Source organism: Alteromonas hispanica (assembly GCF_010500915.1).
GTDB lineage: Bacteria > Pseudomonadota > Gammaproteobacteria > Enterobacterales > Alteromonadaceae > Alteromonas > Alteromonas hispanica.
Genome location: NZ_JAAAWP010000002.1, coordinates 469,236 through 492,707 on the forward strand (window position 1 = coordinate 469,236; position 23,472 = coordinate 492,707).

Consider the following 23,472-nt stretch of genomic DNA (forward strand, 5'->3'; position numbering starts at 1 on the left):
CAACACACGGAAAATATTATGCTGAAACGATTTCTTACTCTTTTTGAAGACGCTAAAAAAGAAGAGCAGCCCAAGTATTCACTCGAACTTGCCACTGCCGCATTGCTGAGCGAAATAGTTAACGCCGACAATGAGGTAACCGATGAGGAGCGCAAGGCCTATCATCAGCAGCTCAAAAAGCACGTTAACCTTGATGAAGAGGCGCTTTCATTACTACTTGAAGAGGGAGAGGAAACCTCTGAGAACGCTATCGATGTTGTGCAGTTTACCAAGGTCGTCAACGCTCACTGTAGTGCCGATGAAAAAGCCAACATTATTCGTAGTCTTTGGGCTATTGCCTATGCAGACAGCACATTAGCACCTCTTGAAGAAAGTACCATTCGGCAAATTGCTGACTTACTGTACGTTCCCCACAGCCAATTTATTAAAACAAAACTCGATGTGAAGCAGCAAAACAGCAGCGACTAATTGCAAAGGCTAATACGCAAAGGCCAATACGCAAAGATTGACGCGCAAAGCTAGGCGAGTCACGGCTTTTAAGGCGGGGTGAAAAAGAGTTGTTATTTAACCTCGTCCTCACATATTATTCTCCACCTTAAGCGGGTAACATAAGCCGCTGTTTTTTATAATCGATAATCGAATTAAGGTGTGGTTTTGTTTAAGTCAGTTAAGGTAACCATCGGAGCGGTAATAGCAGTATCAATGTTAGTGCTCGCTCTTGCCGTATTTGTGGTTAACAAACTTGAACAGGATGCACTTTTAAAAGAAGTTGTTGAGAGTAACACCAGTGCTTTGGGCACGAGCCTTGCGTCGCAGCTGAGCGTTTTTGCGGATACAGGCTCAAAAAACGTCGATAAATACGAATTGCTTTTTAAAGCCGTGAGAGACTACGACTATCTTATCTCCGTTACACTTTACGATACTAACTTCGAAGAGATTACATCAGTTTCGCTAAAACCGGCGTCTGAATATGTCAGCACCCTAGCGGTTATACCACAAGATGTTCCTTTCGGTATTACCTCTTCAAATGACGGCATAATTACCTCGCATAATCTTGTTGGCACAAGCACATATCCGCTTGGTCATATAATCATTCACGCCGACGCACAGGCTGCTGTTCCCGTTCACAGTGCGAGAAAGTTAGTTCGTCAAGCGTCCTTGATTTTGGCTATAGGTTTGCTTTGTGTTGGCGCATGCTTGCTAGTTATTCGCCACCTTATAAAGCCTTTGTCTGAACTGCGACTATTTACTCAAAATTTGTTTGAGACAAAAGATTATGCATTGCGCACGTCTATTGCCACACAAAATGAGTTTGGAAAGTTAGGCGACAACATTAACAGCCTGCTCGATACAATTGAGGTAGAGTTATTAATAAACTTTGAGCAAAAACAAACGCTGTTCGATCAGCAAGAAACTATGGCTAGATTAGCCAATTACGACAGTTTGACTGGTCTGCCAAACAGGCAATACGTACTTGATAACCTAAGACTAGAGCTAGCGCGGGCAAAGCGAAACGACGAAGACATGATGCTCTTGTTTTTCGACTTAGACGGTTTTAAAGGTATAAACGACTCTCTTGGTCATGAGACTGGCGATTTAATTTTGATAGAAGTGGCGGACAGAGTTCAGCGTTTGCTTCGCAATGATGATTTATTCGCCCGTTTAGGGGGAGATGAGTTTATTGTTTTCCCCGACAGAGAAGTGACTGACCACGCAGCACAGCAATTAGCAGTGAGGCTACTATCTGCTTTCGATGAACCTTTCGAGATGCGCGGACTTTCTCTTACCGTTGGCCTAAGTGTTGGTGTTGCAAAGGCGAGTGATGCTAATTACGAGCTGAGTGATTTAATGAGTAATGCCGACTTGGCCATGTATCGTTCGAAGGCAAAAGGGCGAGGAAGTTACACGCTTTTCACTCCCAATATGGTGGAGTCGCACAAACGCAAACTGCAAATTGCAAACGGTATCGAGCAAGGTTTACGTGAAGACGAGTTTATTGTTTACTACCAGGTTAAAGTAGACAACCAGGGCCATGTTATTGGTGCAGAGGCGCTTATTCGTTGGCAGCACCCTGAGTTCGGCATGGTTATGCCAAATGAATTCATTCCAATTGCCGAACAAGGCGGAAAAATAACAGCGATAACCCAATGGATTATTAAGCATGTATGCATGGATTTCCCTGACATAAAGCAGTGGGCACCCAAAAATTTCAAAGTATCGGTTAATTTATCTGGGCACGATTTAAGAAACGCGCAGCTTTTTGATTACATATACAACACGCTCAATCTATACGACGTAAACCCCGAAAATATGGAATTTGAAGTAACAGAAAGTGCTTACCTTGAAAACTTCGAGCTTTCTAATAAGTTCTTCAGAAGAATGAGTAACATGGGGTTTTCTATTGCACTTGATGACTTTGGCACTGGGTATTCTTCACTGAGTTACCTTACCCAGATCACTATTGATACGCTCAAAGTCGACAGACAATTTGTCATGGAACTTCAAACCTCTGAACGCAGCAGGCTTGTAACAGGAGCTATTATCGATTTGGCGAAACGTCTCTCACTGACGGTATGTGCCGAGGGTATTGAAAATTTTGAACAGTGGGACTATCTGCGACAGCATGGCTGTGACAATGTTCAGGGTTATATGTTTAGTAAACCAGTGCCTTTAAAGACTCTGCTTAGCTCTGCGCCCTTCTATGAAGAAAGTCAATTTAGGTCCTAATTCAGACACCAAAAAATACCGACACCCATGAAGTGTTTCCTTTCTGCGACACCTTAATTATCCTTGTACACCCTGTTTTTTATTAAAGTATTGATAAATAGAGTTATTCCCATCTTTTAAGTAGGTTGGCGCGAATTTAGCATTGTCCTTTGTTGTGAACTCGACCAAAACTTTTTAGTCGTTGATGTTGTTGCAATTTCTTTTTAGCAGACAAGACTGAGCTAAGTGAATTGTGAAAAGTTGGGTCAAACGGATGTAATTTTAGTCAATTACGAGGGATTTATGATGAAGAATTCAAAGAAGTTAGTTACCGGTCTTTTTACGTGTATATTGATTCAAGTACTGTCGATAGGTTCAGCTACGGCGTCGCCTGCCAATATGTTAATGCAAGAACTCGATAAAGATGAGGACGGCTTTATCTCGCTAAAAGAAGCGGTTCAACACATAGAACTATTGCGTAATTTCGGGCTTATCGATGATGACGAGGACGGAAAGTTAACGGCACAAGAACTTGCTATGAGCTCACTTACTCCTCGAGTTACCAGCGGTGCTAGCAAAGTCGCGGTAGCGCAAGAAAATTAGCTCAGCGTGTACTAGCGTTAAGCAAAACTGAAAATATTGATGACATGTAGAGAGGATAAAGTTCTGGTTAAAAAATTTTCCTTAAGCGAACGTATAGTTCAGCTAGGCTCTCTACGGCAGTTAACGCTGGGAAGTTTCGTACTCGCCCTAATCCCGCTTATTGCGTTACTTTGGCAAAGTCAGAGCGATCTGGCTAAAGTGGGTCAGATGACGACACTTGAAACTCGATTTGTTGTTGAAATTGTGGGCGATGTACAGCGTCTCGATAATGCAGTTGTCGATGTTGAACGCAGCATAAGACAATACTCTGTGCTAAAGAGTGAGCGAGTGGCGACGCTATCAGACAATGCGTTAGAGCAATTTGCAGTGGCTGCCGACAATTTGTGCCAGGGATTGGGTGATGGTGAAATATGTAGCTTCTTAACTACTCAGATTGATCAGTTAGCGGGTTATCGCGACATTGAAGATCAGCTTCTTTTAAATGCCTATTTAGCCACTATCAAAGACAGTGTTACTCAACTTCGTCGGGAAGTAGAAACTGTGATCTCCGAGCGAGTTCAGCTCCAGCAAAACGACCTAAACGCGATGCAAGCAAAGCAGGCGTGGTCTACCGCAATGCTGGTCAGTGTCTCACTACTGTTAATACTTTTGGGCAGTCAACTCATTGTTAATCCGGTAAACAATCTTAAAAAAATCATTCGTATTTTGGCTCATAGTAAGGGGCAGTTACCGCCATTAACTCGACATGCGCCAAGAGAATTACTGGATGTTGAAAAAGATCTTCATTGGCTGTACGACCGTCTCCAACAGCTTGAGCATATTCGCACTGCGCTGTTGCGACATGCCGCACACGAATTGAAAACTCCATTAGCGAGTATTAAGGAAGGGTGTAGTCTACTATCTGAAAATGTTGTGGGGGATTTAAATGATAATCAGCGAGAAGTGCTGTCGTTATTAAGCAGCAGCACGCAAAGGCTCAATACGCTGGTTGAAAAATTACTAGACTACAATTTGTTGCTCCAGCAAGCCCAGCCAAAATTAATTCAATACAAACCAAAGCTGCTTATCGATGCATGTATAGAAGACTACGCGTTAGCCATTCAAAATCGGGATGTTATTGTAGATGTTCAGGTAGAAGAAGTTATTTTAGACGAAGAGTTGTTTCGTCGAATTCTCGATAACCTTGTATCTAATGCAGTGGCTCACGGCGCCGTGGGCAAGCCGATATATGTCAGTGTGTATATACGAAACGAGATACTTTTCCTTGATGTAGCAAATCACGGTAATCCAATTAAACCAGAGTCAATAGACACTATGTTTGAACCTTTTATTCGAGGCACCGAGCCACGTAACGACAATGTCATTGGTACTGGCTTAGGATTGTCCATTGTTGCCGATTGCGCGCGACTTATGCATGGCGATGTGCAAGTAGTAGAGGTAGACTATGCGGATGTTTGCTTTCGGGTAGCCATTGCCCAGAATGAAGCTCGCCCAGCTTGACAACGTGACAGTGTCGCAGTGCAATAACTGCGCAACAGGAAAAATAAAAATGAGATTAAGTTGTTTCTTTATCGCCGTGTTCTTTCTAGTCGGTTGTGAGAGTTTATCCAGCTCGAAAAAGCAGTTGCCTGACGCTTCCGGAGAAGGGCATTCACAGACGTTAAGTAAAAGGTTTTGCTTGTATGAGACTGCGCCAAAAGGATTTAAACACAACTGTAATGCGAGGTATTGGGTAAATCTTTGGATAAGGGCATCAGATCAATCATGGCCTCAGAGAAAAGAGATCTTAACAGCGTTAACGGATAGCGAGTTTGATAAGTTGCACGCCTACATTCTAACGCTTCCAAACGATACTCCTTACCAGGACAAGCTAAGAGCACAGCTTGCAGTTAACGATGTTTTAGAGGGTTTTAAGCCGGTTAGCAGAAAGGCCATCGACGTTATTGCGTCAGAGCAAAACAATTTACTAATGCAGTTTGAGTCAGCGCTAGTGGTTTTGGAAAAAGAAAACACCTCTCGCGGTGAAAAGTTAATTGAGCTACAAAATGAGCTCGATGGATTGCGTAAGAAATTAGAAGAACTATTACAGATAGAAGCGACATTAATGGATAAAAATAGGAGTACGCAGCAATGAGTGACAAGGCGAACAACCACCCTGACTTATTGTTGGTCGATGATGATAAAAGCCTACTTAGGTTGTTAACTATTCGTTTAGAAGGCGAGGGCTATAATGTTACAGCCGTTGAAGACGGACAGTCTGCATTAAAAAAACTACAAAATAGCAGTTTTGATGTGGTTCTCAGCGATTTGCGTATGCCAGGGCTCGATGGGTTAAGTTTGTTCGAAGAAATAATGGCCATACGACAAGATATTCCCGTTATTTTGATGACTGCACACGGCACTATTGCAGATGCCATAGAGGCCACTCAGCGTGGCGTATTCGGATTTTTGCCAAAGCCAGTGGAACATGAAGAACTGCGTGCACTTTTGCAAAAAGCGCTCAATCAGTCACAGGCGGTTAAACCGGGAGACTGGGCGAAAGAAATTATTACTCGCTCTCCAGAGATGCTCAATGTGCTAGACCAAGCTTTTCGAATAGCGAAGCGCGAAGTGTCTGTGCTTATCAGTGGCGCAAGTGGAACGGGAAAAGAGCTTCTTGCAAACGCTATTCACAAGGCAAGCGATCGCAGTGAAAAGCCTTTTGTTGCTATTAACTGTGGGGCATTACCAGAGAATCTTTTGGAATCCGAGCTATTTGGGCATGCAAAAGGGGCGTTCACCGGTGCGGTAACTGCACATCCTGGCCTGTTTAAGGAAGCTGATGGCGGTACCTTGTTTTTAGATGAGATTGGCGATATGCCAATGACACTGCAAGTTAAGCTACTGCGTGCGCTTCAAGAACGGCAAATTCGCCCTGTTGGCAGTAGTAAACAAGTCGATATTGATGTGCGAATCATCTCAGCAACGCATAAAGATTTGCACAAAGAAATGGAAGCGGGAACATTTAGAGAAGATCTTTACTATCGCTTAAACGTGGTGAACTTAAAACTTCCTTCACTAAAAGCGAGAAGTGAAGATATACCTCTTCTTGCGCGCACGCTGTTGCAAAAGAGTGCTCAGCGACACGGTGTGGAAGTCAGTCAGTTTTCAGATGATGCCATGCAGCAGTTAGCTACATCGTCTTGGCCGGGTAATGTACGTCAATTAGTTAACGTGGTTGAGCAATGTGTTGCCCTAACCCAAACCCCAGTAATACCGCTACACCTCGTTGAGCAAGCATTATCTGCAACAAGGCAAAGTTGGCCAACACTGACCGAAGCTAGAGATGCTTTTGAACAGCAGTATCTTTTCAAACTGTTAAAGATGACTGATGGTAACGTGACACGTGCGGCTGACCTTGCGGGGAGAAATCGCACTGATATGCATAAATTAATGAAAAAGCATGAATTGGATGCTGCTGATTTTCGCTAACGTATCCAGCTCACCAATTAAAATAAGCTGTCTTGCTGAGGGATCTTCGCAAGTGAAAGTGCCCGGATAGGCGTACCAGGAAATGCGTCGTTATACATGCTGATAAATAAAGATGCTAACCAAGGCGCATCTTTATTGTCTGGGCGGTGACAGAAGAAATATGGCGTTTTCCCTTCAACGCGCCACTGGTGCACTTTTTTTACCCACGGACGAAGGCAGGCGGTATTGTCGTCGTCACTATCGTTGCCAACAAAGCGCACTATTGGCTTTTCGCCAGTGGCAATAACGTTCACAGGCACTTTGGGTTTTTTAATTCTTACTTCTCTTACTATTTCGCTAGTTTCTGGGCCAGTAAAAAGCGCTCTTGTATCCATAATAATACGATTAGCATTGTGAGCAATCAGCAGTTGATTTAACGCTTTCTCTTCATCTTTTTTAGCAAAAAACTGCAGATGTCTTACTTCAACGGCTACATGCAGATCGTTGGGAAGCAGGCTCAGAAAATTATCGAGCACAGCAAGTTTTGCGGGGCTAAAACTCGCGGGAAGTTGAACCATCATTACGCCAAGTTTTTGCTTTAGTGGCGCCAATAATGAAAGCTGCTGCTTTACCTCGTCCTCACAGTGTTGCAGTTGATTAACATGAGTAATTTGCTGATTAAATTTAAACGTAAACGAAAAGTCTTCGCCAACCGAGTCTGCCCACCGTTCTACAGCGTTAATATCAGGTAGAGAGTAAAAAGTGGTGTTACCTTCAACGGTGTTACATTCTTTTGCATAATGAATAAGCTGACTTTGTGCCTTGGGAAAAGATGCAAACCATGAGCTTGGCCAGTGACTGTGTTGCCACATGGGTAAGCCAATAAAAACGGGCGGCAGGCTTTTTGAATTTCCGCCCGTATTCAATACGGGATTGTTCATATTTGTCATTGGGCTTTACGGCGCATTTGTTTATACTATGCGACCTTATTCTAATACATCAGTGTAATGATTACGCTGGGCTTTATTGCCTATTTGATTGCCTGTTTATAGCAGTGCTGAAGTAGAGCAAACAAAAAGTGCCACAAAGTGCGTAAATCGTCACGTTAAGCAAGAAAAATATCAGGGGTCAACGACCATGCGCACAGATTACTGTGGGAACATCGATTCAACTTACATTGGGCAAGAAGTCACACTATGTGGCTGGGTTAACAAACGTCGCGATTTAGGTGGCGTAATTTTTATTGACCTTCGTGATAGAGAAGGGATTGTACAGGTTGTTTTCGACCCGGACCTACCAGAAGTCCTCTCTGTTGCCAACACGCTACGCGGCGAATTTTGTGTGAAGCTTATCGGTAAAGTTCGCGCTCGGCCAGAAGGTCAAATAAATAAAGAAATGCGCACTGGCGAGATAGAAATATTAGGTACTGGCTTAGAAGTGATCAATAAGTCAGACGTGCTCCCCCTAGATTGGAACCAAGAAAACTCGGAAGAGCAGCGCCTGCGCTACCGTTACCTTGATTTGCGTCGCCCAGTTATGAGCCAGCGCCTACAATTTAGAGCAAAAGTGACAGGTGCCGTTAGACGCTTTTTAGAAGACGAAGGCTTTTTAGATATTGAAACGCCAATTTTGACCAAAGCGACGCCAGAAGGCGCAAGAGATTATCTAGTTCCTAGCCGTACCCACAAAGGCGAGTTTTTTGCACTTCCTCAGTCGCCCCAGTTATTTAAACAGTTGCTGATGATGTCGGGAATGGATCGTTACTATCAAATCGTTAAGTGTTTCAGAGATGAAGATTTGCGTGCTGATCGTCAGCCAGAGTTCACTCAAATCGATATCGAAACCACCTTTTTAGATGCATCCGGTGTTATGGACATTACCGAGCGTATGATCCGCAGCTTATTTAATAAAATGTTGGGTGTAGATTTAGGTGAATTTCCTAAAATGACCTACGCAGAAGCAATGAAACGTTTTGGCAGCGACAAACCCGATTTGCGTAATCCGCTAGAGTTAACCGACGTGGCTGATTTACTGCAACACGTAGAGTTTAAAGTGTTTAGCGGTCCAGCAACGGATCCAAAAGGCCGTGTTAGTGCTATTCGTGTTCCAGGTGGGGCTAAACTTTCGCGTAAACAAATAGATGAATACACCAAGTTCGTGGGCATTTACGGTGCTAAAGGGTTGGCGTGGATTAAAGTGAATGAACTTTCACCGGGTCAAGAAGGGTTGCAGTCACCGGTTCTTAAATTTTTAAGTGAAGATATTACCGACGCCATTATTGAGCGCACTGGCGCACAGGCAGGGGATATTCTTCTATTTGGTGCCGACACCTACAATGTAGTCACTGAGGCAATGGGCGCACTTCGTTTGAAATTAGGCGAAGATTTTGAATTATTAGAAGGCGATTGGAAACCGCTTTGGGTAGTCGACTTCCCTATGTTCGAAGAGTTCGATGGACAGCTTCACGCAATTCATCATCCGTTTACGGCACCAAGAGGTCTTACGCCGGAAGAATTAAAGGCCAACCCAGTAGACGCATTATCAGATGCATACGACATGGTGCTGAACGGTGTAGAGTTAGGCGGTGGTTCAGTTCGTATCCATAACGAAGATATGCAATCTACGGTATTTAATATTTTGGGTATTGATGACGAAGAAGCTAAAAACAAGTTTGGCTTTTTGCTTGATGCCCTTCGCTTTGGTGCGCCTCCTCACGCTGGTTTAGCGTTTGGCTTAGATCGTCTTGTTATGTTAATGACGGGCGCTACGTCAATTCGTGACGTAATGGCGTTTCCGAAGACAACGACTGCTGCGTGCCCACTTACTTCGGCACCAAGCCCGGCTAATCCTCAGCAGCTTGAAGATTTAGCCATTGCAACGGTGAAGAAGCAATCATAAATCATGGCATATAAAAAGCCTGAATCAGCGCTGGTGGTGTTATACGACGAACACCACCGAGTGCTGTTGTTGCAACGCATGGACGACGCTTCGTTTTGGCAGTCTGTCACGGGTGCGTTGGAAGAGGGTGAATTACCTATCGAAACCGCCTATAGAGAGGTGTTCGAGGAGACAGGTATTGATGCAAAATCGCTAGGTTTACGCATTAATAACCACCACAAACAAAATAAATACATTATCCGCAAACGATGGCAACGTCGTTATCCCCCTGGTACCGAGCATAATATCGAGCACGTCTTTTCTTTGAAAGTCAGTAGTGATACGCCAATTAGTTTAACCGAACACCTTCAGTATGAATGGGTGTCAAAGGAAGAGGCTCTTCAACGGCTTTGGTCGCCGTCAAACAGAGAGGCGGTATCATTGTTTGTACCGAATGCTTCTTAATGGTTATACTGGGTATAGATCCAGGTTCTAGGATCACAGGCTACGGTTTAATTGCGCGAAAGCAGGGTAAATTGGTCTATGTAGCAAGTGGATGTATTCGAGTTGGCACAACAGATTTACCTTCTCGACTTGCCAATATTTTTACCGGCGTGGGCGATATTATTCGCCAGTATGGTCCTTCGCAGTTTGCCATAGAGCAGGTTTTTATGGCCAAAAATCCAGACTCTGCGTTAAAGCTTGGGCAAGCGCGGGGTGCTGCTATTGTTGCTGCAACACAGTCTCAACTGCCTGTCGCTGAATATAGCGCAAGGCAGATAAAGCAGGCCGTGGTGGGGAAGGGCAACGCAGATAAAACGCAGGTTCAGCACATGGTAAAACATTTGCTGAACTTAAGCGGTACTCCCCAGGCTGACGCAGCAGACGCCCTTGCCGTGGCGTTGTGCCATGCCAATACTGAGCAAAGTCTTATTAATATGGCAGGGCAAGCGCGCAAAACAGTGCGCGGCCGATTGCGATAACCTTCTAGAACCGATCTATTTTTCATACGTGCAGGGCATAAAAAGAGAATATAAATGATTGGACGAATTCGCGGTACGTTGGTTGAAAAACAGCCTCCAGAAATTCTTGTTGATGTTGCTGGCGTAGGGTATGAAATACATATGCCCATGACCAGCTTTTACCAATTGCCCGCTGTGGGCGAAGAAGTTGTTGTTTACACCCACTTTGTTGTGCGAGAAGACGCGCAGTTACTTTTTGGCTTTGCTGATAAACTTGAGCGAGGATTGTTTCGTGAGCTGATAAAGGCGAACGGTGTAGGTCCGAAACTCGGCCTTGCTATTTTATCTGGCATGTCGGCGTCGCAGTTTTTAGCTAGTGTGCAAAACGAGGACGTTTCTGCTCTTGTTAGTCTGCCCGGCATTGGGCGCAAAACCGCCGAGCGACTCGTTGTTGAGTTAAAAGATAGATTAGCCAAATTTGGTAAGATGCAAAGCATCGCTGTTCCGCCACCGAGCAGTGACTTACTCTCTGGTGGGAATACTATCGTTAACGTTAATAGCGCCCGCGAAGAAGCCCAAAGTGCACTTATTGCACTTGGATACAAGCCTGCGCAAGCGAGTAAGTTAGTCGACAGTGTTTACACTGATGGCATGGAAAGCGAGTCGCTCATACGCGAAGCATTAAAAGCAGCCCTATAATTACGCAATTAATAAGTAGATAAATAATGATAGAAGCCGACAGACTCATTACGCCGGATGCTAATACAGAAGATGAAGTTATCGATCGCGCTATTCGGCCGAAGATGCTGGCAGACTATACAGGCCAGCCTCATGTGTGTGAGCAAATGGAAATTTTTATTCAGGCTGCGCGCAACAGAGAAGACGCACTAGATCATCTCCTTATTTTTGGGCCTCCTGGGTTAGGTAAAACAACCTTGGCCAATATTGTTGCCAATGAAATGGGCGTGAACATTAAAACGACCTCGGGGCCTGTGCTAGAAAAAGCTGGTGATTTAGCCGCATTGCTTACAAACCTTGAGAAAAACGATGTTCTTTTTATCGATGAAATTCATCGTCTGAGTCCGGTAGTTGAAGAAATTCTTTATCCTGCCATGGAAGACTACCAGCTAGATATCATGATAGGAGAGGGGCCTGCGGCACGCTCGATAAAGCTCGACCTCCCGCCCTTTACATTAGTGGGCGCAACAACCCGCGCAGGCTCATTGACGTCGCCACTTAGAGATCGCTTTGGCATTGTACAGCGTCTTGAATTCTACTCTGTTAAAGACCTCACCACGATAGTCTCAAGAAGTGCAAGCTACCTAAACCTAGAAATGACAGAAGAAGGCGCAACAGAGGTTGCCTGTCGCGCTAGAGGTACACCGCGTATTGCGAATCGCCTGTTAAGACGAGTACGTGATTACGCCGAAATTAAGTCTGATGGCACGGTAGGACCTGATATCGCAGCAAAAGCCCTTGATATGCTAGATGTAGATAAAGAAGGTTTCGATTATATGGATCGTAAATTGCTAACAGCTATTATAGAAAAATTTGATGGCGGCCCCGTGGGTTTAGACAATTTAGCCGCAGCGATTGGAGAGGAAAAGGAGACCATCGAAGATGTTATCGAACCTTTCCTTATACAGCAGGGCTTTTTACAACGTACTCCCAGGGGACGCATAGCTTCGCAACGTGCCTATCTTCACTTTGGTTTCACGCCAACGACCTAACATTCGGCTACGGGTGGCCACTTCAGGGCTGTGGTGGTCGGTTCGCTTCAAATATTTCTATCTTTATAAATTGATCTAAAGAGTTACAGGCAAAAAAAAGCCCGCTCATAGAGCGGGCTAAAACAACAAGTGTTGAAGGAAATAAATCCAGGGAACTCATGTCTACAGGAGAAAAACTCTTGCATGACCGTGCTTAGCACCATCACGCTCTGTGCGACTGATGCGATGCATTATAGACATCTATTGGAATTGCTCAATTGAGTAAAATTATTTTTTAGACTTAGAAAAACTAATGTGTAAATGATGTGTTATTTTGTGGTTGTAAAAAGTTTAAAGCTCAAGTTTGATAGTGGTTTGGCACTTGTTTTAATATGTTATTTGTCGCAATTCATGGCCTGTTTATCTGGCATATGGATTAATTAAATTATTGTTAGAGGAATAGTTATGCACTTACATCAAATAAGAGTGTATTACGAAGACACGGATGCCGGTGGAATTGTGTATTACGCAAATTATCTCAAATTCATGGAAAGGGCACGAACCGAGTGGCTCCGCGGTTTGGGGTATGAACAAGATATACTTATGGAACAATCTATCGCTTTTGTCGTCAAACGCGTTGAGATGCATAACTATGCGCCGGCGCGTTTCAATGAACTGTTGAGTATTGAAACTCGCGTTGTAGAATTAAAAGGCGCTAGTATGACGTTTCAACAAACGATAAAAAATAATAATGGCTTAAAATTGGTATCTGCGGATATTCAGGTTGCCTGTGTCGATATAACGGCTATGAAGCCAAAACGACTACCACGTACTTTGTTAGGGGAAATTTCGCGTGTCATCTGATCTCACTTTTATTGGCTTGTTTCTACAAGCAAGTTTTATTGTGCAACTGGTAATGCTGCTATTACTCAGCGTTTCTGTCGCATCCTGGACATTCATATTTCAGCGCAGTAAAGCGCTAAATGCTGCACGTACTGAAATGCGTCAGTTTGAGGATAAGTTTTGGTCTGGTGCCGATTTGAACAAACTGTATCAAGAGTTATCTTCGAGAGCTCAGCTAACCGGCATGGGCAGCATCTTTTGTGCAGGTTTTAAAGAGTTTGTAAGGCTGCGTAAATCTAATACGCCCACTAATGGTGTGGTTGATGGTACTTATCGAGCAATGCGCGTTTCTATGTCTCGTCAAGTAGAAGAACTTGAAAGTCGTCTACCGTTTTTAGCTACAGCAGGCTCAATAAGCCCTTACATAGGTTTGTTTGGCACGGTTTGGGGGATCATGAACGCTTTTATTGCTCTAGGTGAAGTTCAGCAAGCAACGCTAGCAATGGTTGCGCCTGGTATCGCTGAGGCGCTTATTGCTACTGCGATAGGTCTGTTTGCGGCTATTCCGGCGGTAATTGCTTACAATCGCTTTAGTCATCAAGTTGAAAAATTAGAAAACAGTTACGGTAATTTCATGGAGGAATTCTCTGCAATTCTTCACCGCCAAGCTGCAGCTCAAGCGCAGCAAGTATAAGCGTTTATAGCGGGGTCAATAATATGTACGTTAGAAAACGCCGTAGACCGGTTTCAGAAATCAATGTAGTGCCATACATCGATGTTATGCTGGTTCTGCTTATTATCTTTATGGTAACAGCGCCCCTTATCTCTCAAGGGGTAAAAGTAGATTTACCCAAAGCAAGTGCGAACCCCATTGAACAAGAAGATAATCCTCCCATTATTGCCTCGGTAGATGTGAAGGGAAGGTACTTTCTTAACGTGGGCGATGACCAGGAATCGCCTATAAGCGAAGAAGAGCTTGGTGCTATTGTAAGCGCTCAGCTGGAGAAATCCCCAAATACTCCAGTAGTGGTAAAGGGAGATGGGCAGGTGGCGTACAATGAGGTCATTCAGCTTATGGTATTACTTCAACAAGCGGGCGTTCCGTCGGTCGGCCTTATGACTGATCCTGTTGAGTAGGCGATGCATGTCTAAACCCAGTGATCAAAAAAACACGATAAATAGAGGTGCGGCTGGCAATAATGCCAACAATGCAAATGCCAAAAGCAGCCGTACTTCTGCTAGTTCGCCGTTAAATAACGAAAAGCTAGGCCTTTACAAGTCGCTGGCGCTGCATTTTGTTGTGGCTATGGTGTTACTTATTAGCGTCAGTTTCTCTCCAGACCCTCTTCCCAGCGCGCCGAGTAACGCGCCTGTGATAGAAGCAACGTTTATTGATGCTCAGGCTATTGCCGATAAAAAGCGGGCTGCAGCGCAGGCCGAAGCTCAGGCCCGTGCGCAAGAGGCTGAGCGGCAGCGAAAAGCTGCGGCAGCGGCAGAGAGACAGCGTCAGCAGGCTTTAGCAACCAAGCGTGCCAGAGAAAAGAGGGAAGCGCAGGCTGCAGAGGCTAAAAGACAAAAAGAGCTTGAACGTTTAGCCGCGCAAAAAGAGAAAGAGCGTAAAGCAAGAGAAGCAAAAGCCAAGGCAGATGCGAAGAGAAAGGAAAAAGAAGCTGCTGAGCGCGCAGAGATGGAAAGGATTATGCAAGAGCAGCTTGCACAAGAACGTGCTGCGCAGCAACAGCGCCGTCAAAAACAGGTGCTGTCTGAAGTAGAAAGATACACTGCGCTAATTACGCAAACAATCAAACGGAATTTGTATTCAGACGATAGTTTTGACGGCAAAGAGTGTAGACTCAACATAAAATTGGCAACAACGGGCTTCGTTACCAGTATCCGCATTCTCGGAGGTAATGACGCGTTGTGTAGGGCAGCTGAAAGTGCTGTCCGACGAGCTGATAAGCTTCCGGTATCTGATGCACCAGACGTTTACGAGCAATTAAAAGACATCAATTTAAAAGTGGAATTGTAGCGGTATGAAAAAACTTGGAATATGGATGACGGTAATCTCGATGTTGCTTAGTGCGAAAGCCTTTGCCACGCTAGAGATTGTAATCACCGAGGGTGTTAATAGTGCAAGGCCTATTGGCATTGTTCCTTTTCAATGGAAAGGAGAAGGAAACCCACCAGGCGATATCTCGCAAGTAGTGAGGGCTGACTTAACCCGCAGTGGTAAATTTAACCCGATAGCGGTAGACAGCATGCCGCAATACCCAAAAACAGCGCAAGAGGTGAGTTACACTGCATGGGCTAACATGGGCGTTGATACTGTGCTTGTAGGAAGTGTCGAGCAGCAAGGCGCAGATAAATACCTTATTTCTTATCAACTAGTCGACATACTCAAAGGGCAATTAGACGGCGGTAAAGCCAAGGTTCTTAAAGACGGCAAACTTATGACCAGCAATGAGCACGTTATTGTAGCTCGTCAGGCGTCAATGAGTGGTCGCGATTTTCGTCAATATGCCCATCGTATAAGCGACATTGTGTATGAAAAGCTAACGGGAGTGCGCGGCGCATTTCTTACCAAAATTGCCTATGTGATCGTTCGCGATAGAGAAACCGTTAAAAAACCTTATCAATTGGTTATTGCAGATTATGACGGAGAAAACGAGACTCGACTGTTATCGTCACCTGAGCCTCTTATGTCGCCGGTGTGGTCGCCAGATGGTGAAAGCTTGGCGTACGTGAGTTTTGAAAATCGCAGACCGCAGATATTTATACAGAACATTTACACCAGTGAACGCACGCGAATTACTGATTTTCCTGGGATTAATAGCAGCCCGGTGTTTTCGCCTGACGGAAAGCAGCTTGCTATGGTGCTATCGAAAGACGGTAATCCAGAGATCTACATTATGGATCTGGCCACCAAAAATTTACGTCGCATTACGCGAAACAGAGCTATCGATACCGAGCCGGCCTGGCTTCCAGACAGCAGTGGGTTAATTTTTAGCTCTGAACGGGGTGGTAAACCTCAGATATATAGCGTAAATTTAAATTCAAGGAAAGTAAGGCGAGTAACCTTTGTAGGTGAACAGAACCTTGGCGCAACGTTAACACCGGATGGTAAGCAGATGGTGGTGGTGAATCAGACCAATGGTAACTACCACATTGCAAAGCAAGCGTTGGATGAAGATTCACTTCAGGTTCTTACGAGAACTTACTTAGATGAGTCGCCAAGTGTGGCGCCGAATGGAAGCATGATAATTTACAGTACCCTACATGAAGGGAAACAAGTGTTGTCACTGGTTTCTCTTGATGGGCGCTTTAAAGCTAGGTTACCAGCAGCCAATGGGCAAGTAAAATCGCCGAGTTGGTCACCATTTTTGTTCTAACAATTTAACGACTAAACAATAAAATTAAGGATTAGTAGGATGCAAATGAATAAAGTGATGAAAAGCTTCATTATTGCCTTGCCAGTAGTGACAATGATGGCATGTTCGTCGGGACCTAGTGAAGAAGAGATGGCGGCTGAACGCAATCGCTTAGCCCAAGAACAAGCACAGGCCGAAGCCGAAGCTCGTGAAGCTGAAGCACAGCGCGTTGAAGCAGAGGCTGCTCAGCGTATGAAGCGTCAAGAAGAAATGGTTCAGCAGGAAATGGAAGCGCTGAAAAACGAACAAACAGTTTATTTCGATTTTGACCGTGCGAGCATTAAACCAGAGTTTCAGCGTTTGTTAGACAAACATGCAACATTTCTTATCAAAAACCCAGGTACTAATGTAACCATTGAAGGTCATACCGACAGCCGCGGTACACCTGAATACAATATCGCACTTGGTGAACGCCGTGCGCAAGCTGTTGAAACATACCTCTTAAATGCCGGTGTGAGCAGTAGCCAAGTGTCAGTAGTGTCTTATGGTGAAGAGAAGCCAGCTGTAATGGGTTCAACTGAATATGCATTCGCGCAAAATCGTCGCGGAGTGGTTGTATACCGCTAATGACTTTCATTGAGATAAATACGGCAAAGTGGAGCGTCACGCTATGTGCCGCTCTCACTGCGTTTACGGTTAGCGCGCAAGCCCCTGTTGTTAATGCAAACGGTGGTGGAGAGCTTGAGCAGCGCATTGTGGTATTAGAGCGAATTGTAAAAAGTCGCACTGAGATGCAGCACAAAATGCAAACTCAGTTAGACAATATGCAAAACGAGGTTGACCAACTTCGCGGTGCTTTAGAAGTGAATACTAATCAACTTCAAAAAGTGCTAGAGCGCCAGCGTGAACTGTATTTAGAAATAGATAAACGCGTTGAAGCACTTAAGCAAAGCGGTGCACTCACAAATGTCGATGGGTCAAACACAGCTAACGCAAGCTCGGTTTCACCTGTGGTAGCAGCTACTCCAGAAGTGGGGGAAAGTGAGGCATACGAGAGCGCCGTTAATCTTATTTTAAAATCTCGCGAGTACGACAAAGCGATCCCCGCGTTCCAAGCGTTCATACAACGCTTCCCTAATAGTGAATACGCGCCCAACGCACACTATTGGCTGGGACAGCTGCTGTTTAACAAGCAGCAGTGGAGCGATGCAAGCGAGCAGTTCAATATCGTTGTCAATCGTTTTTCTGATTCGACGAAACGACCAGACGCGCTATTAAAGCTGGGCGTCATATCAGAGCGAAATGGCGATAATGCGTCTGCTAGGCAGCTCTTTATGCAGGTCGTGAATGAGTATCCTGACTCGTCAGCGAAACGTTTAGCTGAGTCAAGGTTAAATAACTTGTAATAATCAAAGCCCCGATATGGGGCTTTTTTATTCTATCCGATTAATAATCTGTACCTGTTTGTTGCAGTTAAGTAACGACTATACAACAAGTAAACAACAACTCTTTGTTGTACTTATTTACCGGTTCAAATAACGATTTTTAAGTAAACTAGGCAAAGCTGGGTACAAATTCTCAGCTATTTGTTTTGATTTTGACCGCTTAGTCGTGTTTTCGTGAAAATATCGAAATAAAAGACCATTATGGGTTGCGTCGGATAAAAATCTGAGTATTATATGCCGCCGTTGCCTAGACACAGGCAACAACCGAAAAGATGGGTCGTTAGCTCAGTTGGTAGAGCAGTTGACTTTTAATCAATTGGTCGCTGGTTCGAATCCAGCACGACCCACCACTCTTTTCAAACCACAAATGATGGGTCGTTAGCTCAGTTGGTAGAGCAGTTGACTTTTAATCAATTGGTCGCTGGTTCGAATCCAGCACGACCCACCATCATTTTGTAGTTTATAATATCGTGTCATCGGATGGGTCGTTAGCTCAGTTGGTAGAGCAGTTGACTTTTAATCAATTGGTCGCTGGTTCGAATCCAGCACGACCCACCATCTCCTCTCATTTGTTTGATCTTCGGCATTCCCATTCAAGTAAGTACTACCTATAACTTGCGATTTTAATCGGGGAACTTTCTCCTAACACACTATGCTGATAATATTACAACTTTATGAATCATGCAGTGTGTAATTTTTATGACACTTGGGTATAATCGCAGCCCTTGTCGCAATTGAGATGTAGGTAAATGTCAGTAGCATTTCGTGTGGAACAGGTTGATTACCCTTTTCCAGCAAAACCACAACCCTTATCAGAAGTACGTAAGGCCGAATTAAAGGCTGAAATTAAAGACTTACTTAAGTCTCGTAATGCCGTGCTTGTAGCGCATTATTACACCGACCATGAAATTCAGGCTTTAGCTGAAGAGACCGGCGGTTGCGTTGCCGATTCACTTGAAATGGCGCGTTTTGGCCGCGACGCAGAAGAGCAAACACTTATTGTTGCTGGCGTGCGCTTTATGGGTGAGACGGCAAAAATCCTCAGCCCCGAGAAAACAGTGCTAATGCCAACTCTAGAGGCAACGTGTTCTTTAGACATTGGCTGCCCTGCAAAAGAATTTAGTGAGTTTTGTGACCAGCATCCAGACCACACCGTTGTTGTGTACGCAAATACGTCTGCTGCTGTGAAAGCCCGCGCTGACTGGGTGGTTACATCAAGTATTGCGTTAGAAATTGTTGAGCACCTCGATAGCCAAGGCAAAAAGATCATTTGGGGCCCAGACAGACACTTAGGCTCATACATTGCGAAGCAAACGGGCGCAGACATGCTCATGTGGCAGGGTGAATGTATTGTTCACGACGAGTTTTCTGCGCAAAAACTAGCAGACATGAAAGCTCTATATCCCGATGCAGCAATTTTAGTTCATCCAGAGTCGCCAGCAAGTGTTGTAGAGATGGCCGATGCGGTTGGCTCCACAAGCCAGCTTATTAAAGCATCGCAAGAAATGGACAATGACACCTTTATTGTTGCTACCGACAAAGGCATTTTTTACAAGATGCAACAACTAGAGCCAAACAAGACGTTTATAGAGGCTCCAACGGGCGGTAACGGCGCTACGTGTAAAAGTTGTGCTCACTGTCCATGGATGGCAATGAACGGGTTAGAGGCGATTAAGGCTTCGTTAACCGAAGGTAGTGATGGACATGAAATATTTGTCAATGATTCACTTCGAACTGAAGCACTGGTTCCTCTCGATCGCATGTTAAACTTTTCTGCAGAATTAAAAGCAAAGGGCGGTCTTTAACGATTAGATTGTTTTGTAAGCAATTACATACAATTTTAAAGCAAGCGCTTGATAAAAGCAGTGGGTTTACCTACTATACGCGCGCTCAAGGAATTTCGAAGCAGAAACGTTCTTGATAAAAAATTTGGAGAGGTGGCTGAGTGGCTGAAGGCGCACGCCTGGAAAGTGTGTTTAGGGTTAAACCTAACGAGGGTTCGAATCCCTCTCTCTCCGCCAAATAGCATCGAGGCCTTGCATGACGCAGGGCCTTGTTGTTTTTAAAGTGCACATTAATTACCAAATAAACATCAAAAAACCTCTTATCTAAACCCGCAAGTAAAGAGCCAAGCATCTTATATCAATAAAAAGTGAGACTGCGTCACGCACCTCAATTTTTATTGAAAAACTCTTCCTTCGTTTGCAACGTATACTTTCTCAAATAAGCCGAGACTTTAAATAGCTTAGCCTTTCTTCCCGCTTGCGGCGCGATGGGCTGAATTTTTTGAAATTAGTAGTCCGGTAGCTATAAGCATTTATCACATTTAAAAAGGTCATTGACATGCCAGAGGGCCCAGAGATCCGTCTTGCCGCAGATAAGATTGCCAAGGTAATTGAAGGCAAACAAATAGACGATATTGAAGTGGGGTTACCACATTTACATCAAGGAGCAGAAAGACTTAAAGGACATACCGTAAGTCATGTAGAAACGAGGGGGAAGGCAATGCTGATTCACTTTAATAATCAGCTTTCTATCTACTCTCATAACCAGCTTTACGGCGTTTGGATGACTGCTAAGCGGGGTGAAATGCCCAATACTAAACGCTCGCTAAGACTGGCGTTGCATACCGCTGAACAGAGTGCACTATTATACAGTGCTTCAGATATTGGCATTTATCAGTTAAAAGAGCTTGATGAACATCCATTTTTGAGAAAAATAGGCCCTGACATTCTAAAGCCTAACTTAACCTGGCAAACCATAAGAGATAGGCTACTTTCAAAGCGATTCTGCAATCGAAGCGTCAGTGCACTTTACTTAGATCAGCATTATATTGCCGGTATCGGAAACTATCTTCGCAGCGAAATTTTGTTTGCCGCAGGCATACACCCAGATTATAAGCCAAAGCAACTCAGTGAAAAGCAGGTGGCAGAGCTTGCTAAGCAAACGTTATTAATTAGTAAGCGGGCATACGAAACAAGGGGGCACACGGTACCCAATGCGTTAGCGAAAAAACTGGCGAAGACCAAGGGCAGCTATGAAAGCGTTCGGTTTATGGCATTCAACCGTGAGGAGCAACCCTGCCGACAATGTGTTTCACCAATAGTAAAGGCGCAGCGCAACGGGCGTAGAATTTATTGGTGTGAAATCTGTCAGCCGCTGGTATAGTGCGGATTCAGAGTGAAGGATACAGGTTGAGTAAAACCAGTATCCATCACCATTTACTTAGCCTGATTCTACTTATTCGGGTTTTGCGTTCTCAAACTGCGCAGTAATGGCGTTCATGCGCTCTTTATTTACGCCTAGGTCTGAGTAGCCCAAACGAGACGCCGACCTAAAATCAATGATTGTTTTATTATCAGGTGTTGAAGACAACAAAAACTCAACATCATCCACAAAGCCAAAAAGTTTTGATGAGAACGCCGCGTGTACATAGTTATGGTTTTGCTCAATTATCGATGTGCGAGGCATGTCGCTGATAATATCAATTAATCTAACTTTTGCAGCCACTATTGAGCCGTTAAACGTTAAGGCTGGCATAGATTCACTGTCGGTACCCATACTGGTCACGCAGTTAGGCGTGCTTGGACAAGGTTTGAGTGTGCCGTTTTGAACACCTAATTCTGGTGGCGTTGAAAAACAGCCTGTTAAAAGAGACGCTGCGAATGCTAATGCTAATGCTGCGGGTATTTTCTTAAATTTTGACTCGCTTTTTACCCAATTTGTCCAATCGGGCCCGCGAGAAAAAAATAACGTGGATCGCTGTTTCATAACTTTCACCCTATAAAGATTTCGTATTTTATTTTTATTCCTATTTATTTCTAGCATAGCGTAAATGGTCTTATCTTAATTACACTATCTACATACAAAGTAGTAGAATGCGGCGCATGTGTTTCACTGTCACTTTTTTCGTAAATTGAGTCGTAAAATGAAATTATTTGTAAATCTTATTCGTAACTTACTCGGTAGTATTATTGCCTTTTTCGATGTAATTACTCGAGGCTCTAAACTAAAGCGTTCGCCAGAAGAGCAGTCTCAGGTTATTGCTGAAAGTGAAAACCTAACTTTATATCAATTTTTTGGCTGCCCCTTCTGCATCAAAACGCGCAGAGCAATGTACAAGTATAACGTACCCGTTAAAAAGCGAAGCGTATCAGAAGGCTCTCCATATCGCGAAGAGCTTTTACAAGGAGGCGGGAAAGTGCAAACCCCATGTCTTCGCATTGAAAACAACGATGGCGTTGAATGGCTTTATGATTCGAAAGCCATTATTGGGTATATTGAAAAGCGTTTTGTAGCGGCAAAGTAATACAATTAGCATATGCGCCACTGGTGGCTCTTAAATGGTGGCGCACTTTCAGAAATAAAACGTCCTCTTTGAAAACCGCTGCGTAATAATGCAGAAGAGAGAGTATGTAGATGGTAAAGGGCAATAAAGTCTTCACACATCAATGAGACACGCAATTTCTGCCCTTTTCTTTCGCATTATAAACGGCTTCATCAGCGCGTTTTATCAAGGTATGCATATCTAGGGTTTCATCAAATGTAGCAACGCCTATGCTACAGCTCACGGAAAACGGATGTTGTGTGGAGATTGACGCTACACTTTTGCGTATTCTCTCAGCAAGCTCATAGGCCTGTTGACTATCGGTTTGCGGCAATACAATGAGAAACTCCTCGCCACCGTAACGCCCAACAGAGTCGGTTTGCCTGCATGTTTGGGTAATCGCATCAGCAATCATTATTAACACCTCGTCGCCAACTTGGTGTCCATAGGTATCATTAACGTGTTTAAAATAGTCCACATCAAGCATGAGTACTGAGCATATTTGATGATGCCTCTGGCAACGATTAATCTCGTTGTCTAAATCCTTTAGAATGGCGCGGCGATTAAGTATAGATGTCAGCTCATCGGTGCTGGCCTGAATATGCAGCTCACGGGTTCGCTCTGCTATTTTCGCCTCAAGCGTCATATTAATGTCTTTGAGTTCTTGCTGAGCGTTTAACAACTCTTGGTTTCGTTGAGCTAGAAGGGCAGCACTCGGTAGGGCAACAATTCGGGGCGTTAACTTCCATAACACTACAGCAGTTACGATAGAGATAAGGCCAGTGATCAGCTTCGCCACGCCCTCTATAAAGTAATACCCATGCCAAATATTAAAAAGCCCAAGTAAGTGAGTAATACCACAGAAACTAATAAACCCTGCAAAAAGTAAGAAGAGTCTATCGAAGTTTAGATCATCTCGCTTTAGAACAATATGGATAAGGGCTATGGGTATCATCGCATAGGCGAGGCCTGTGAGTGCATCTCCACCCACGTGTAAGAATAATAAGTCCCAACGCCATAGCAAGCAGTGTCCGTGTGGCATAAAGCTGCCGTTGAAGACCATTTCTAGCACGTCCTATTCTCCTCTTGCTGATGCAGATACTTACCTGCCGCCTCGCCTGAAACCGCCAGCTTTCATTAGAAAATATGTTGCTAGCAGTTCGAAAAGAGCTGTTTTTCAGC

Annotated in this window: 24 protein-coding genes and 4 tRNA genes; 25 read left to right on the forward strand and 3 right to left on the reverse strand. The window is 44.2% G+C overall.

All coding sequences use genetic code 11. The features are described from left to right. Positions 1-18 precede the first annotated feature (18 nt). From GTW09_RS04955 to GTW09_RS04980, 6 genes are all read left to right on the forward strand, one after another. Positions 19-468: a tellurite resistance TerB family protein gene (locus tag GTW09_RS04955; RefSeq protein WP_071979490.1), complete on the forward strand. Its 450-nt coding sequence runs from the start codon at positions 19-21 to the stop codon at positions 466-468. Between the two features lie 180 nt (positions 469-648). Then, positions 649-2,727 carry a putative bifunctional diguanylate cyclase/phosphodiesterase gene (locus GTW09_RS04960; protein WP_338024924.1) on the forward strand — a complete coding sequence of 693 codons (2,079 nt, stop codon included), beginning with the start codon at positions 649-651 and terminating at the stop codon, positions 2,725-2,727. A gap of 282 nt (positions 2,728-3,009) precedes the next feature. Next, positions 3,010-3,309 carry a calcium-binding protein gene (locus GTW09_RS04965; protein ID WP_239059273.1) on the forward strand — a complete coding sequence of 100 codons (300 nt, stop codon included), beginning with the start codon at positions 3,010-3,012 and terminating at the stop codon, positions 3,307-3,309. A 93-nt stretch (positions 3,310-3,402) separates the two neighbouring features. Continuing rightward, on the forward strand, positions 3,403-4,809 hold the full coding sequence (locus tag GTW09_RS04970; protein ID WP_163110720.1) for an ATP-binding protein: 1,407 nt from the start codon (positions 3,403-3,405) through the stop codon (positions 4,807-4,809). Positions 4,810-4,858: 49 nt separating this feature from the next. Then, the gene (locus GTW09_RS04975) at positions 4,859-5,443 is read left to right on the forward strand and encodes a hypothetical protein (protein ID WP_163110532.1); all 585 of its coding nucleotides are present in this window, start codon (positions 4,859-4,861) and stop codon (positions 5,441-5,443) included. Further along, positions 5,440-6,780, forward strand: coding sequence for a sigma 54-interacting transcriptional regulator (locus GTW09_RS04980; RefSeq protein ID WP_071979487.1), 1,341 nt, complete (start codon positions 5,440-5,442; stop codon positions 6,778-6,780). Before GTW09_RS04975 ends, GTW09_RS04980 begins: the two co-directional genes overlap by 4 nt. A gap of 17 nt (positions 6,781-6,797) precedes the next feature. Here GTW09_RS04980 and GTW09_RS04985 read toward each other — a convergent pair whose 3' ends face one another. After that, positions 6,798-7,700: a DUF72 domain-containing protein gene (locus GTW09_RS04985; protein WP_239059274.1), complete on the reverse strand. Its 903-nt coding sequence runs from the start codon at positions 7,698-7,700 to the stop codon at positions 6,798-6,800. 196 nt (positions 7,701-7,896) lie between these two features. Here GTW09_RS04985 and aspS point away from each other — a divergent pair, with 196 nt between their 5' ends. The 18 genes from aspS (at position 7,897) to nei (ending at position 21,131) form a co-directional block, all read left to right on the forward strand. Beyond that, on the forward strand, positions 7,897-9,657 hold the full coding sequence (aspS, locus tag GTW09_RS04990; RefSeq protein ID WP_163110534.1) for an aspartate--tRNA ligase: 1,761 nt from the start codon (positions 7,897-7,899) through the stop codon (positions 9,655-9,657). Positions 9,658-9,660: 3 nt separating this feature from the next. Further along, a complete protein-coding gene (gene nudB, locus GTW09_RS04995) occupies positions 9,661-10,101 on the forward strand; it encodes a dihydroneopterin triphosphate diphosphatase (RefSeq protein ID WP_163110536.1) in 441 nt (146 codons plus the stop codon). Beyond that, entirely contained in the window at positions 10,101-10,619 is a 519-nt protein-coding gene (ruvC, locus tag GTW09_RS05000; protein WP_163110538.1) for a crossover junction endodeoxyribonuclease RuvC, read from the forward strand. The genes nudB and ruvC overlap by 1 nt, the downstream gene beginning before the upstream one ends. A 54-nt stretch (positions 10,620-10,673) precedes the next feature. Then, positions 10,674-11,297, forward strand: coding sequence for a Holliday junction branch migration protein RuvA (gene ruvA, locus GTW09_RS05005; RefSeq protein ID WP_163110540.1), 624 nt, complete (start codon positions 10,674-10,676; stop codon positions 11,295-11,297). Between the two features lie 26 nt (positions 11,298-11,323). Further along, complete coding sequence (gene ruvB, locus GTW09_RS05010) at positions 11,324-12,328, forward strand: Holliday junction branch migration DNA helicase RuvB (RefSeq protein WP_071979483.1); 1,005 nt, start codon at positions 11,324-11,326, stop codon at positions 12,326-12,328. A 444-nt stretch (positions 12,329-12,772) separates the two neighbouring features. Beyond that, the gene (ybgC, locus tag GTW09_RS05015) at positions 12,773-13,171 is read left to right on the forward strand and encodes a tol-pal system-associated acyl-CoA thioesterase (protein WP_071979482.1); all 399 of its coding nucleotides are present in this window, start codon (positions 12,773-12,775) and stop codon (positions 13,169-13,171) included. Next, positions 13,161-13,844, forward strand: a complete 684-nt coding sequence (gene tolQ, locus GTW09_RS05020; RefSeq protein ID WP_163110542.1) for a protein TolQ — start codon at positions 13,161-13,163, stop codon at positions 13,842-13,844. Before ybgC ends, tolQ begins: the two co-directional genes overlap by 11 nt. A 23-nt stretch (positions 13,845-13,867) precedes the next feature. After that, positions 13,868-14,287: a protein TolR gene (gene tolR, locus GTW09_RS05025; RefSeq protein WP_163110544.1), complete on the forward strand. Its 420-nt coding sequence runs from the start codon at positions 13,868-13,870 to the stop codon at positions 14,285-14,287. Positions 14,288-14,294: 7 nt separating this feature from the next. After that, positions 14,295-15,179, forward strand: a complete 885-nt coding sequence (gene tolA, locus GTW09_RS05030; protein WP_163110546.1) for a cell envelope integrity protein TolA — start codon at positions 14,295-14,297, stop codon at positions 15,177-15,179. A 4-nt stretch (positions 15,180-15,183) separates the two neighbouring features. Continuing rightward, positions 15,184-16,539, forward strand: a complete 1,356-nt coding sequence (gene tolB, locus GTW09_RS05035) for a Tol-Pal system beta propeller repeat protein TolB (RefSeq protein ID WP_163110549.1) — start codon at positions 15,184-15,186, stop codon at positions 16,537-16,539. Between the two features lie 39 nt (positions 16,540-16,578). Next, positions 16,579-17,145, forward strand: a complete 567-nt coding sequence (gene pal / locus GTW09_RS05040; RefSeq protein WP_071979478.1) for a peptidoglycan-associated lipoprotein Pal — start codon at positions 16,579-16,581, stop codon at positions 17,143-17,145. Beyond that, positions 17,145-17,924: a tol-pal system protein YbgF gene (gene ybgF / locus GTW09_RS05045; protein WP_100971299.1), complete on the forward strand. Its 780-nt coding sequence runs from the start codon at positions 17,145-17,147 to the stop codon at positions 17,922-17,924. The genes pal and ybgF overlap by 1 nt, the downstream gene beginning before the upstream one ends. A 313-nt stretch (positions 17,925-18,237) precedes the next feature. Next, a tRNA-Lys gene (locus GTW09_RS05050) sits at positions 18,238-18,313 on the forward strand. Between the two features lie 22 nt (positions 18,314-18,335). Then, a tRNA-Lys gene (locus tag GTW09_RS05055) sits at positions 18,336-18,411 on the forward strand. Between the two features lie 34 nt (positions 18,412-18,445). After that, a tRNA-Lys gene (locus GTW09_RS05060) sits at positions 18,446-18,521 on the forward strand. Between the two features lie 191 nt (positions 18,522-18,712). Further along, on the forward strand, positions 18,713-19,768 hold the full coding sequence (gene nadA / locus GTW09_RS05065) for a quinolinate synthase NadA (protein WP_100971301.1): 1,056 nt from the start codon (positions 18,713-18,715) through the stop codon (positions 19,766-19,768). Between the two features lie 126 nt (positions 19,769-19,894). Continuing rightward, a tRNA-Ser gene (locus GTW09_RS05070) sits at positions 19,895-19,984 on the forward strand. A gap of 322 nt (positions 19,985-20,306) precedes the next feature. Continuing rightward, a complete protein-coding gene (gene nei, locus GTW09_RS05075; RefSeq protein WP_163110551.1) occupies positions 20,307-21,131 on the forward strand; it encodes an endonuclease VIII in 825 nt (274 codons plus the stop codon). Between the two features lie 72 nt (positions 21,132-21,203). On the opposite strand, the gene GTW09_RS05080 is transcribed toward nei, so the two are convergent. Further along, positions 21,204-21,734 (reverse strand): DUF1499 domain-containing protein, encoded by a 531-nt coding sequence (locus GTW09_RS05080; protein WP_163110553.1) that lies wholly within the window; start codon positions 21,732-21,734, stop codon positions 21,204-21,206. Positions 21,735-21,891: 157 nt separating this feature from the next. Here GTW09_RS05080 and GTW09_RS05085 point away from each other — a divergent pair, with 157 nt between their 5' ends. Beyond that, a complete protein-coding gene (locus GTW09_RS05085) occupies positions 21,892-22,272 on the forward strand; it encodes a glutathione S-transferase N-terminal domain-containing protein (protein WP_163110555.1) in 381 nt (126 codons plus the stop codon). 139 nt (positions 22,273-22,411) lie between these two features. On the opposite strand, the gene GTW09_RS05090 is transcribed toward GTW09_RS05085, so the two are convergent. Then, positions 22,412-23,353 (reverse strand): GGDEF domain-containing protein, encoded by a 942-nt coding sequence (locus GTW09_RS05090; protein WP_203565648.1) that lies wholly within the window; start codon positions 23,351-23,353, stop codon positions 22,412-22,414. Positions 23,354-23,472: the final 119 nt, after the last annotated feature.